Below are 11,968 nucleotides of genomic sequence, written 5' to 3'. Positions count from 1 at the left end.
GATCTTACGGAATCCTGAAACAGCGGCCCTTGGGGTGCGACCGTCCGACCACGGAGACTTGATCCGTCGCGCACCCCACCCTCCGCCTCGCTCGCACTGAGGAGACAGATTCCCGATGCCGCACCCGTCGTCGCCCACCACTGCCGCTGCCGCTGCCCGGCCCGTCCTTGACAGCCCCGACAGCGCGGTCGCGCTCGTCACTACCGTGCCCGTCGCCGGACCCGAGCGACAGCGGGCCGTGGCGGAGGCGGTGGCCCGCCACGGGGAGGACACCGACGCCTGGCCGCGGGGCCTGACATCCCTGACGGTCTACCTCGACAGCCAGGGCGACACGGTCCTGATCTACACGCAATGGTCATCGGAACAGGACCTGGACCTGGACCTGGACCTGGACCTGGACGAGGCTCCGTGGCCGATCGGCGTCGAACTCGGCGCCGATGACGGAGCCGTCGGATCGGGAGAGGCAACGGTGACGCCCTTCCGCCACTACCGCACGGTGCGGGGCACCGCGCTGACCGAACCGGCCCCCGTACCCGAGTCGTTCCCCGTCGCGTTCTTCGACACCGCGGACGAGGACGCGGCCCGCACCTGGCTCGACGGTCTGCTCGCATCGGAGGAACGCGCGGAGGGCGAGGACCGCGCCTACCCGGGTGCGGTGGCCGCGCATCTTCACATCAGCATGGACGGCACAAAGGTGCTGAGCTTCTCCGAGTGGCTCACAGAGGACCAGGCGGTCGCCCACATCGAGGCGGTCTGGGCGCCGGTGCTCAAGGAGTTCGGGGGCACGGGGAGGCTGTATCGACACTTCGGGACGTATGTACGTTGAGGTGGTGAGGGCGGCGGCTCGGCAATGCCACCCGCCGAGCGCGTTCGCCATGGGGCCGTGCCCGCCGCCACGCGGTCCTGGACGGCAAGGTGTTGATCGACTGTTCCAATCCCGTTGGTCCGGGCTTCCTGCTGCTGACGCAGAGCGGCCTCTCGGCCGCACAGCAATTGGCCGCGGCGGCACCGGGAACTCATGTGGTCAAGGCGTTCAATCTCTGCCATGAGGACGTGTGGCGCATGTCGCCGCCCATCTTCGACGGGCGGCCACTGGCCGTTCCGGTCTGCGGAGACGACGAAACGACCCTCGCGCTTGTACACCAGTTGGTGCGGCATGCCGGCTGCGAGCCCGTGGCCGGCGGCGGTCTCGAACGAGCGGGACTCCTGGAAGCGACCGCCGCGCTCTTCATCGGGCTGTGGATCGGCGAGGGGGCCGATGCCCAAGCAATCGCACCCCCGCTTGCCTATGCCGCCGGACCGAGGCACGAGGAACCAGAAGACACCGAGAAAGCTTTTCGTCAGGAGTTCTGAGCGGGCGGCGACCGTGGGGCCGGGGAAGGTCCCGCCGTAGCCCCAGATTGGTCGTCCTCGTGCCGGGCAGGATCTCCACCGCGGCCTCGCGCTGTGTCAGCTCGTAGTGGTCGGCGGTGCGGGTGCTGCGCGCCGGGCGGGCGCGGGGCGGGGTCGGCAGCGGGACCGTGAAAGGCTTCGGCAGGGCGATCCGGCTGGTCAGCAGTCGGCCGGTGCTCTCGCCGGTCCAGTGGGCGTACGCGGCCGCGCCCGCGGGCACCGCGAGACCCGCCGCGCCGCCCGCCATCAGGCCCAACCCCCAGCGCCGTGACGTCACTTGGGGTCTCCCTGATGGGCCTACGAGAAGGACCAGTACGTCAAGGCGGCGCCGATACCGAAGATGGCCGTGCCGAGCGGCACATGGCCGGCGAGGACGCGGGACTCGCCCAGTGCCTGCTGGACTCCGACGAGCATGAGCAGGCCGACGGCCAGCAGGAACGGGTCGAGCAGCTGCCGGGTGCGCGCCTCGAAGGTGGCGGCCGACGTGCGGTTCAACTCCTCGATTTGCTCCAGGAGTTCACATACAGGCTGCTGCTGCTCGGTAGTGAGCGCCGGGTGGGTCGGCTTCATCGCCACGTGGTCGAACTTCACGTGGCGGCCTCGTCGAGGCCGTGCGTGTGCAGGAGGCGGGTGAAGAATCGGGCGCGATCCGGGTCGAGTGCGTCGGTACGGTGCTCGACACGGTGATCACGGACTCGCCGACGTCCGCCGAGCAGCACAGCGCGACCAGTTTGACGTAGGGGTGGTCGTCGGTGGGGCCCGTGGGGCGGTTGCGGCGAGCCGGCGCGCCGCACGGCGGGGCATCGAGGTGAACGACCGCGCGTGCGTGGTGTCCTGGCCGTAGGCCCGCGCCCTTCTTCACCTTTCTTCTTTCGCCTTCTTCACCGCGAACGCCGGGGAATCAGCGCCGTGAGCGCGAGCGCGATCAGGACGACGCCGTAGCCGGTCGCGGTGGTCAGCAGGCTGACGCTGGTCGCGATGACGCCCGCCGCGACGGCCGGGATGCAGAACGCGAGGTAGCTGAGCACGTAGAACGCGGCGACGAGCTTGCCGCGTTCGGTGGCCGGTGCGAGCGGGAAGACGGTGCGGGTGACGCCCTGAAAGCTCGCACCGAAGCCGGTCCCGGCGATCACCGTGCCCACGAACAGCAGCGTCTGCGAGCCGGCCTGGGCGGCCGCGATGGTCACCGCGACCCCGATGGCCAGCGCGGCCGCGCCGAAGCGCATCACCCGGCCCGCCGCGACCGTGCGCAGCAGCCAGATCGCCGCCGCACCCGCCCCGGCCAGGGCGAACACCAGCAACCCGCCGCGCAGGATCGAGTCCGAGCCGGTGACTACACGGACCAGGCTCGGGCCGAGCGAGAGGTAGAAGCCGCCCAGCGCCCACGCCGCGATGTCCAGCATCGCGATGGCGGCGAACGCGGAGCGCGCCGCGGCCGGGACGCCGACATGCGGCCGGATCGCCTGCCGCGCGCCGGGCATCATCGGCGAGGTCTCGCTCCCCACGATCGCGCCGATCGCTTCGAGGGCGAACAACACGATCAGCACCAGGTACACGCTCTGGCGCGGCCACGGCAGGAACTGGACGAGCACCGCGGCTCCAAGTCCGCCGACGGCGAGACCCGCCACCGGAGCGACGCTGTTCACGATCGGGCCGTGTGGTCGCTCCGCATCCAGGATCGCGGCGGCCAGCGCGCCGGTTGCCGCGCCGGTCGCGATGCCCTGCACCATGCGCGCCGCGATCAGCAACGGAACGCCGTCCGCGGCGGTGAACACCACCATGGCCACCGCGTCGAGCGCGATGGCGCCGAGAATCACCGGGCGGCGTCCCACGTGGTCGGAGAGCGATCCGACGGTCAGCAGCGCCAGCAACAGGCACACCGCGTAGACGCCGAAGATCACCGTCAGCATGCCCGAGGAGAACGCCCAGCGCGCCTGGTAGACGCGGTAGAGCGGGGTCGGCGCGCTGGACGCGGCGAGAAACGTCAGCATGGTCGCCGCGGGCAGGACGGTGGCCAGCCCGGACGACATGCGCCGGGTGGCCGGAGCCATCAGCATGGAGTACCCCCACATCAATTAAAGCAAAGACTGCTGCTTTAGCTAACGGTACGCGGGGGCGGGCCTTAAAGCAAAGGCTTCTGCAATAATGGACGTATGTCGACCACACCAGCCCGGCGGCCGGGCGGGCGCAGCGCGAAGGTCCGGGACGCCGTCTACACCGCCGTCGGCCAGCTCATGGGCGAGGGCAAGGCGGACCGCATCACCATCCCCCTGCTGGCCAACCGGGCAGGCGTCAATCCGACCAGCATCTATCGCCGCTGGGGCGACCTGGACACGCTGCTGGAGGAGGTCGCTGTCGCCGCGCTCACCAAGGACGGCGACGAACTGCCCGACACCGGGTCATTGCGCGGTGACCTGTCGGCGTGGGCCCGGATCGTGATCGACGACATCACCCAACCGCGCCGGACCCGCTATCTGCGCGCCATGACCGCCGCCCGGGACGAGGTGATCACCTGCCCGTGCTGGGAGCAGCGCCGCACGCAGGCCCAGGCGATGCTGGACCGGGCAAGGGCGCGCGGGGAGCGGGCGCCGACCGAGCAACAGGTCCTCGATCATGTGATCGCACCGATGTACCACCACGTCGTCTTCGGCCTCGCCGCCGACCGGGACTACGCGGATCGACTGGTCCACGACGTACTCGCGATGGCCTAGCAGTGTCCTTCGCACATGGGGAAACGTGTGTCGAGCCAGCGGGGGCGGGTTGGGTCGACTTCGAGTATGTCGAGGAGTCGGGCTTGGATGCCCTCGGTGACCAGGACGACCGGTGGGCTGGTGGCGGTGCCGCTGCGCATCCGTAGGTCGGACAGGGCGGTCAGGATCAGTTCGCCGGCGGGCCGCAGGGCCTGGTTGCTGCCGGGCTGGAGTCCGCGCATGGTGCGCTGGCCGCCCAGGGCCTGGCGGACCTGGCGCTCGATCAGGGAGAAGACCAGCAGGGCCAGGCAGATCACGGCGATCAGGGCGGCGATGCGGCGGTTGTTCTGCAGGAACCTCGGCGCGATCGCGAAGGGGCCCTTGACGTGGCTGTATCGGCGCTCGACGGCGCCCTGGCCCTTGTAGTGCAGCAGGGGACGAGGGTCAAGCTAAGTACCCCGTTCGAGACGAACTGGGGGGCGTCGTGCCCCACGGGTATCGCCCCTGCGCCGGAGGCCACCGAGGAGTAGCCGCCCAAATTCGAGCCCGACGTGTACCCGGGCGATGAATAGGATCTCTACATGGACGTCCATGTAGAGATCGCCCGGGAAGCGAGTCACGAACTCGTCGACGCCTTCAGTCGACTGCTGCCGCAGCTGTCTTCGACGGCGAAGCCCCTCGACTACGAAGCGGTCGAGCGGATGGTGACGTGGGATGCGAACACGGTGCTCGTCGCTCGGGCGTCCGATGCGATCGTCGGCACCTTGACTCTGGTGCTGTTGCCGTTGCCGTCCGGACTGCGGGCCCGTATCGAAGACGTGGTCGTTCACAGTGACGCGCGCGGCCGGGGAATCGCGGGCCTCCTCATGCAGGAGGCCTTGCGGATTGCCAGTGAGGCAGGCGCCCGGACGATTGATCTCACATCCCGGCCGGATCGTGCGGCAGCAAACCGCCTCTATGAAGGGCTCGGCTTCCAGGCCCGGCATTCGACGGTCTACCGCTTCCCGATCGACCGGTAGGACGTCCGGAGAAGTGGTAGCGCGGATGTCTCCATATACCGCCTCAGCGTCCTGACCACTCTTTCTATCCGGTGGGTTCGCCGACGGAGCGTCGTCGGCAGTGGCTGCGTCGGGCTGTTGCCTGGTGGTGTCTGCGCCAGGTGGACCAGTGCAGCAGCAGGGCCGCGGCGATGAGCAATAGAGAGACTTGTGGACCAAGATCTGCGTTGGCGGGGGCCGATGAAGCCGCGTGGGCGCGTGTCGTTCTCAGTCCGGAAGCCGCAGGAAACCCTCGATTCGGATGAGGGTGTCCTCAGTATTCGTATGGACGTGACCGGTCATGCCGAGTGATCGGGCCGCGGAGACGTGGCCCGGGGTGTCGTCGATGAACAGGGCGCCGGTGGGGTCGGCATCGATGAGGTGGAGCGCGGCCGCGTAGATGCGAGCGTCGGGTTTGGCGCATCCAACTTCGCAGGACAGCACAATGGCGTCCACGATGTCCAGAAGCCCGGCGTTCGCCATTCTGGTGCGCATCTGCGGCCATGTGTTGCTGACGATGGCGGTCTTCGCCGAACCACGGAGGCGGCGCAGGCACGTCACGAGGGCGTTGTCCCAGGTCTCCCTGGTCGCCAGGTCGCAGCGGATCTCCGCCATCAGATCCCGGCTGATCCGGAGCCGGGCTTGGACGATCCTCCACCAGGCCGCTTCGCTGGTACGGCCAATGAGTACCTGATCGTCATGCCCACCGAACAGAGCAGCCATGAAGGCGCGTTGAGAAACGCCGAGCCGGTTGCTCCACTCGGCGGCGGCTGTGGTCAAGTGGTCCGGGACGAGTACCCCGCCGATATCGATCAGGATCGCCGGGGCGGCACTGGCGGCGGTCGTCATCTCTCGGGTCATGGTCTCTTACGCGGCTGGAACCGCTCCGGGATCGGTGAACGCTCTATGCGTTGTCTCCAGCAGCCGGTTGAGGCTGGTGTGCGGCAATGACGACGGCCGCAGGCTCGGGGAGTTCTGCCCTGATGAGGACGAACGCCAGTAGCGAAGCAACGACCGTTGGCCACCTTTGGGCCCACCAGCTTGATTGACAGGCAAGCCAATCAACGTGACAGGCCGCTTGCCGCTACTCGCCGCCGACGTCGAACCACTTTGAGGTTTGTCAGGATTACCGTGAGCACACCAAGAAAGGCCGCTCCCGCGGCCAGGAGTCATGTCCGACCGACGCTGACCGCCGGACACGTTGTCGAGGACTTTCCGCGGACCGCGGAACAGCACTTCGAGGACGGGGAAGTACAGCTCACGTCGTCTCGTCGGGCAGCGCGGGAAGGACGCACCCGAAGGGGAGCCTGCCGCGCCCCGGCGCCCCCTCACGCACGCACCTTTCGTCGCCACGCGGCCGGACTGCTGCCACCACGCGCCGAGCTGCACGCACGAGGCCCACGACTACGAGGTGCGGCTGCGGCACATCCGGCCTCTCAGTGGGGTAAACCACGTGATCTGCGCCGTCACCGACCGACTTGCGAGCAGCTTCAGTCAAGTCGCCTGTGCAAAGGCCGCTGCCGCAACACAGCTCCGGCACAGCCTTGCGCAAGAAATTGAAAACTCTTGCAGGAAGTCTTGACGCGTACATGGATGGACGGCAGGCTCCGACGCGGAATCCCCCCACGGCAGCTTTCCCCCCCACGAGTAGCTGCCTTCTTGGGCGCAGAGGTGCCCAAATGCCGAAGGAGCCGCACCATGCAACACCGATTCCGTTTACTGGGCGGGACGTTGGCCGGAGTTCTGACCGCGGCCGGCCTCGCCACGTTCGCGCCCGCGCAGTCGCAGGCGACACCGCCCGGCGAGAAGGCCGTCACCGTCACCATGTTCGAGCGGCAGTACGCCGATGTGGCCACGGCCTGCACCGACCAGCTCGGCCCGGCCGGTTACGGCTATGTCGAGGTGTCGCCCGCCTCCGAGCACATCCAGGGCGACCAGTGGTGGACCTCGTACCAGCCCGTCAGCTACCAGATCGCGGGCCGACTCGGCGACCGCGACGCGTTCGCCGCCATGGTCGACGCCTGCCACGCGGCGGGCGTCCAGGTCATCGCGGACGCCGTCATCAACCACATGTCGGCCGGCTCGGGGACGGGCACGGGCACGGGCGGCACGGAGTACACCAAGTACAACTACCCGGGCTACTTCCAGGACGCGGACTTCCACACCTGCCGCACCAGCATCAGTGACTACACCAGCCGTGACAACGTCCAGAACTGCGAACTGGTGGGCCTGGCCGACCTCGACACCGGCAGCGACTCGGTACGCACCACCATCGCCGCCTATCTCAGCGATCTGCGGTCGCTGGGCGTGGACGGCTTCCGTATCGACGGCGCCAAGCACATGGCGGCCGACGACATCGCCGCCATCAAGGGCAAGATGAGCGACCCCGGCTTCTGGGTGTCGGAGGTCATCTACGGCGGCGGCGAGGCCGTTCAGCCCGACGAGTACACCGGCATCGGCGACGTCGACGAGTTCCGTTACGGCGGGCACCTCAAGAGCGCCTTCCAGGGCGGCGACATCGCCCAGTTGGAGTCGATCGCGGACGGCAAGCTGAGCAGCGGATCGGCCCGTACGTTCGTCGACAACTGGGACACCGAGCGCAACGGCTCGACGCTCACCTACAAGGACGGCGACCTCTACACACTCGCCAACGTCTTCATGCTCGCCTCGCCCTACGGCTCGCCGAACGTGTACTCCGGCTACGAGTTCTCCGACACGGACGCGGGGCCGCCCAGCGGCACCGACGGCTGGACCGACATGCACGCCGAGCAGGCGATCACCGGCCTTGTCGGGTTCCGCAACGAGGTGGGCTCCGCGGAGCTGACCGACTGGTGGGACAACGGCGGCAGCGCCATCGCCTTCGGCCGTGGCCAGGCAGGGTTCGTCGCCCTCAACAACGGCGACGGCGAACTGGCCCAGACGTTCGCGACTTCCCTGCCCGGCGGTACGTACTGCAATGTCGCCGCGGCCCCTGCGGACAGCTGCGACGGCAACACGGTCACCGTCGGAGACGACGGGAAGATCGAGACCACCCTGCCCGCCCGCAGCGCGCTGGCGCTGCACACCGGGGCGCAGGCCGGCTGACCGGCCCCCCGCGTTGATGCCGGGCCCGGCGAGCCTCCCCCCAACGGGGCCCGGCATCAGCAAGACATTTCCGATTCTTGCGCAAGTCCCGGTCGCGGGTGGCGCGTTCCTCGCCGGTAATGCGCACCAGGAAGGGATCAATCTTCATGCGAGCACCCCCAACGCCCCACCCCCACCTCCGAGTTCGCCCCCGTACAGCCACGCTGACGCTCGCGGCCGGCTGTCTCGGCGCCGCCCTCGTCCTCGCCCCCGGGTACGCGAGCGCCGCGGACCCCGCGGCAACGGCTTCAACTTCAGCGGCCCCGAGTTCGTACTACGCGACCAACCCGAGCGGCCAACTGGGAGCGGCCGCGGCCATCACCGTCGACGGGGACGCCACGGAGTGGGCGCAGAATCTGATCGTCGCGCAGGGCGTGGCCAACGACGATCCGCGGATCTTCCGGGGCAGTCACGAGGGACCGGTCTACGACCTGTACTCGCTGTCCGCCGCGTGGGACGACGAGAACCTCTACCTGATGTGGCAGTTCACCAACGTCACGGACGTGACCGACCCCGCCCAGGGGTACCCGACCAGCGACAACGGCAAGCCGTACAACGCCGACATCCCGATGTCCATCGCCCTGGACGTGGACCCCGCGGCGGGCAGCGACGGAGTCGTCGAGGCCGACGCCCCGGACGGGGTCTGGGGCATACGCGACACGTTCGGCAACGCCGAGGTCGACCATCTGGCCATGTTCTCCAGCAAACCGGGGGTGGGCCAACCCGCGCTGTTCACCCTGAACTCGGAGGGCGCCTTCGACTACGAGACGGAGAACGTCCACGGCTTCGCGGCGAGCGGCATCACCTACGCGTACGCCGACGGCCTCACCGCCTCCGAGGTCGTCGGAATCAACGACACCGGAAACGCCGGTTACGTACCCGCGGACCTCGAGAACGAAGACCTCTACGAGGATCTCCTCGCGGCAGGACACGACAGCGCGCAGGACACGACGTACGAGATCGGCATCCCGCTCACGACGCTGGGGATCACCCAGGACACCCTGGAGAGCCAGGGCCTGGGCGTCATGCTCGTCTCGACCTTCGGCCAGTCGGCCATCGGCGCACTCCCGCAGGACCCGACGGTGATCGACAACGCGACCGAGCCGTACAGCGCGGACACGTCCACCTCGGCCGAGAAGGAGGACTACGACACCTTCACCGAACCGTTCGCACGGGTGGGCCACACGGCCGAGTAGCGCCGCCGTGGCGCAGGCCCCCTTACGGCAGGCCCGCGGGATGTTCGCCCAGGACATCCCGCGGGCTCCGAAAAGTGGGCATCGTCCGTACGAGTGTCACGGTCCCTCGCGCTTCGCGGTGCCGTGCCCCAGGCGTTCCCGTCAAGGTGGAGAACCACGGTCGATTACGGCACGATCCGGCACCTGGATCAGTAGCCGTAGATCATCTTGTAGGCGAGCTCGGGGAGGAACTGTCCTGCCGAGGTGCCGGTTCCGGCACCGCAGTCGCCGTCGGACTCACCCGGGACCTTGATCCACAGGAGCATCTCGGCGCCTCCGCCCAGCTGAGTGGGGGTGCCGATTCGGCGGCCTGAGGGATTGCACCACTGGCCATTGGAACCATTGCCGTTGCGGCTGGTGTCCACGACAAACGGCTTGGTGTAGCCGTACCGGGCGTTGAGTTCGCTCTTGACGGCATTGCCGTACGCGGTGTTCTCGGCCGTGGTCAGGTAGTTGGAGACGTTGAGCGAGAAGCCGTGGGCCTGTCGGAGACCGGCTTCGTGGAGGCGCCGGGCCATGGTCGCCGCGCTCGTCCAGGCCGGGTTGCCGGCGTCGAGATAGACCCAGGTGTTGGGAGCCTGGCGGTTGAACTCTGCGAGCGCGCCGGTGAGCATGCCTTCGCGTTCGTCGATCTGGTCCTGGGTCATGCAGTCGTAGTCCCCGAGGGAGTCCGGTTCGAGGACGACTACCGCCGGGCGGTCGGCGATCCCGCCCGCGAACTGGGCGATCCAGTCCGTGTAGGCGGACGGCGAGGAGGCTCCGCCCGCGGAGTGCCCGCCGCAGTAGTCGCGGTTGTAGATGTTGTAGGCGACGAGGACGGGCAGCTTGTCCCGGGCGTCCGCGGCGCCCACGTACGCGCCGGTGGCGGTGCCGATGGTGCCGCTCCAGGAGCCGAACCAGCGGGCCGTCGGGGTGTTGGCGATGGAGGCGTTGATCGCGGGTGCCCGTCCGTCACCGGGGTTGGCGGCGACCCACCGCTTCGCGCTGGAGTCGGGGTCCACGTAGAACCCGTTGGTCATGGTCGTCGGGTCCGCCGCGTGGGCGGACGGTGCGGCGGCGAGCGCCAGCGGCAGCCAGGAGAGCGCTGCCACCAGGGTGAGCAGTCTGCGGCGCATGACGGTACCTCAGATTTCTGACAGGGATGCGTCGGATGGTCGGCGGTGAGTGTGGGGAGCGCTCCCACAGGAAGCGCTCCCCACTGCATGGTCAGTCAGCAGGTCGAGTTGGTCTGGAACAGGGGGCAGAGCCGCCACGGGAGGGGTCGTCGGAGGAGAACAGGAGGCAGTTGGCGCTGTCGCAGTTCACCCACATGTCGACCCAGTAGCCGTTGCCGATGTTCTGCCGGATGATGTCCGGCATCGACGAGCAGAAGTTGTGCGGCGCGCGGCCGTTGGGGCTCAGCCCACGAGTGACTGCTGGTCAGGGCGGCGATGTCAGGGGGCGCCGCGGGTGGTGGCGGGCGCGCCGCCCAGCGTCGTCAGGACCGCGTTGTACGCCGGCTTCTTGTTGCCGTTGCGGTCGAAGAGCAGCGGGTTCTCCGAGGCGCGCCAGGAGTCGCCGTCACGGATGCCCCAGACGGTGATGCCGGTGCAGCGTGCGACGTTCATGCAGGCCCTGACCGTGTTCGCGTACGCGGTCGGCGAGGCCTGCGCGATGTCCAGTTCGGTGATCTGTACGTCCACGCCGAGGGCGGCGAAGTTCGCCAGCGTCGTCTGGAAACTGGCGGGCGGGCCGCCGGCGCCGAAGTGGGCCTGGAGGCCCACGCAGTCGATGGGTACGCCCCGCGCCTTGAAGTCGCGCACCATGCGGTAGGCGCCCTGGGTCTTCGCGACGTTCCAGTCCTCGATGTTGTAGTCGTTGTAGCAGAGCTTGGCCGACGGGTCGGTGGACCGGGCGGTCCGGAACGCCTGCTCGATGAAGCCGTCGCCGAGCACGTCCCGGAAGACCGAGCTGCGAAGCTGGCCGCTGGTGCCGTCGGCGAACGCCTCGTTCACCACGTCCCAGGAGTGGATCTTGCCCTTGTAGCGGTTCATCACGGTGCTGATGTGGTTGTTCATCACGCCGCGCAGGGTGTTCGCGTCCCTGATGGAGCTGACCCAGCCAGGCAGTTGGGAGTGCCAGACCAGGGTGTGGCCGCGCACCTTCTGGCCGCGTGCCGTGGCGCCGTTGACGATCTGGTCGGCAGGGCCGAAGTTGAACGAGCCGCGGGACGGCTCGGTCGCGTCCCACTTCATCTCGTTCTCGGGCGTGACCGAGTTGAACTCTCGGCCCAGGATGCCGGTGTACGTGCCGTCCCCGAGCTTTCCGGCGGCCACGGCGGTTCCGAAGTAGCGCCCGGACTGGGCCGCCTGAGCGCCCAGGGTGGTGGCCTGGACGGCGTCGGCATCGGGCGCGCCGGTCGCGATCCCGCCTGTCACGAGGACGGTCGCGGCCAGCAGACCCATGAGCGAGGCTCGGCCGCGGCCGAACCGTTTGATTGGGTTCATGGTTC

11 protein-coding genes and 2 pseudogenes are annotated in these 11,968 nt (G+C 68.6%); 7 read left to right on the top strand and 6 right to left on the bottom strand.

Going from position 1 to position 11,968, the window contains the following annotated elements:
* Nucleotides 1–115 precede the first annotated feature (115 nt).
* The gene (locus ACY0PA_RS38470) at nucleotides 116–826 is read left to right on the top strand and encodes a hypothetical protein (RefSeq protein ID WP_473081990.1); all 711 of its coding nucleotides are present in this window, start codon (nucleotides 116–118) and stop codon (nucleotides 824–826) included.
* Between the two features lie 71 nt (nucleotides 827–897).
* Nucleotides 898–1,353: pseudogene (locus ACY0PA_RS38465) on the top strand (NADPH-dependent F420 reductase); the annotation flags it as partial.
* Between the two features lie 336 nt (nucleotides 1,354–1,689).
* Here the strand turns inward: ACY0PA_RS38465 and ACY0PA_RS38460 are convergent.
* Entirely contained in the window at nucleotides 1,690–1,983 is a 294-nt protein-coding gene (locus ACY0PA_RS38460; protein ID WP_473081989.1) for a hypothetical protein, read from the bottom strand.
* A 20-nt stretch (nucleotides 1,984–2,003) separates the two neighbouring features.
* On the opposite strand from ACY0PA_RS38460, the gene ACY0PA_RS38455 reads away from it, so the two are divergent.
* Nucleotides 2,004–2,132: a hypothetical protein gene (locus ACY0PA_RS38455; protein ID WP_473081988.1), complete on the top strand. Its 129-nt coding sequence runs from the start codon at nucleotides 2,004–2,006 to the stop codon at nucleotides 2,130–2,132.
* 141 nt (nucleotides 2,133–2,273) lie between these two features.
* Here the strand turns inward: ACY0PA_RS38455 and ACY0PA_RS38450 are convergent, their stop codons facing one another.
* Entirely contained in the window at nucleotides 2,274–3,443 is a 1,170-nt protein-coding gene (locus ACY0PA_RS38450; RefSeq protein WP_473081987.1) for an MFS transporter, read from the bottom strand.
* 102 nt (nucleotides 3,444–3,545) lie between these two features.
* Here ACY0PA_RS38450 and ACY0PA_RS38445 point away from each other — a divergent pair, with 102 nt between their 5' ends.
* Nucleotides 3,546–4,103: a TetR/AcrR family transcriptional regulator gene (locus tag ACY0PA_RS38445; RefSeq protein WP_473081986.1), complete on the top strand. Its 558-nt coding sequence runs from the start codon at nucleotides 3,546–3,548 to the stop codon at nucleotides 4,101–4,103.
* On the opposite strand, the gene ACY0PA_RS38440 is transcribed toward ACY0PA_RS38445, so the two are convergent.
* Nucleotides 4,100–4,399, bottom strand: coding sequence for a hypothetical protein (locus ACY0PA_RS38440; protein WP_473081985.1), 300 nt, complete (start codon nucleotides 4,397–4,399; stop codon nucleotides 4,100–4,102). The genes ACY0PA_RS38445 and ACY0PA_RS38440 overlap by 4 nt on opposite strands.
* 264 nt (nucleotides 4,400–4,663) lie before the next feature.
* Here ACY0PA_RS38440 and ACY0PA_RS38435 point away from each other — a divergent pair, with 264 nt between their 5' ends.
* Nucleotides 4,664–5,101, top strand: coding sequence for a GNAT family N-acetyltransferase (locus tag ACY0PA_RS38435; protein WP_473081984.1), 438 nt, complete (start codon nucleotides 4,664–4,666; stop codon nucleotides 5,099–5,101).
* 246 nt (nucleotides 5,102–5,347) lie between these two features.
* Here ACY0PA_RS38435 and ACY0PA_RS38430 read toward each other — a convergent pair whose 3' ends face one another.
* Nucleotides 5,348–5,968: an HAD-IA family hydrolase gene (locus tag ACY0PA_RS38430; RefSeq protein ID WP_473081983.1), complete on the bottom strand. Its 621-nt coding sequence runs from the start codon at nucleotides 5,966–5,968 to the stop codon at nucleotides 5,348–5,350.
* Between the two features lie 849 nt (nucleotides 5,969–6,817).
* Between ACY0PA_RS38430 and ACY0PA_RS38425 the strand changes: the two genes are divergently transcribed.
* Both ACY0PA_RS38425 and ACY0PA_RS38420 read left to right on the top strand, forming a co-directional pair.
* Complete coding sequence (locus tag ACY0PA_RS38425; RefSeq protein ID WP_473081982.1) at nucleotides 6,818–8,203, top strand: alpha-amylase; 1,386 nt, start codon at nucleotides 6,818–6,820, stop codon at nucleotides 8,201–8,203.
* Nucleotides 8,204–8,349: 146 nt separating this feature from the next.
* Nucleotides 8,350–9,438, top strand: coding sequence for a hypothetical protein (locus ACY0PA_RS38420; protein ID WP_473081981.1), 1,089 nt, complete (start codon nucleotides 8,350–8,352; stop codon nucleotides 9,436–9,438).
* A 188-nt stretch (nucleotides 9,439–9,626) separates the two neighbouring features.
* Here ACY0PA_RS38420 and ACY0PA_RS38415 read toward each other — a convergent pair whose 3' ends face one another.
* Complete coding sequence (locus tag ACY0PA_RS38415; protein WP_473081980.1) at nucleotides 9,627–10,592, bottom strand: glycoside hydrolase family 6 protein; 966 nt, start codon at nucleotides 10,590–10,592, stop codon at nucleotides 9,627–9,629.
* A gap of 145 nt (nucleotides 10,593–10,737) precedes the next feature.
* Nucleotides 10,738–11,963: pseudogene (locus ACY0PA_RS38410) on the bottom strand (glycoside hydrolase family 10 protein); the annotation flags it as partial.
* Nucleotides 11,964–11,968: the final 5 nt, after the last annotated feature.

This window comes from Streptomyces sp. DS1-CR2 (assembly GCF_055760475.1).
The sequence above is the reverse complement of the archived record's forward strand: the minus strand, read 5'-3'. Positions and strand labels throughout refer to the sequence as shown.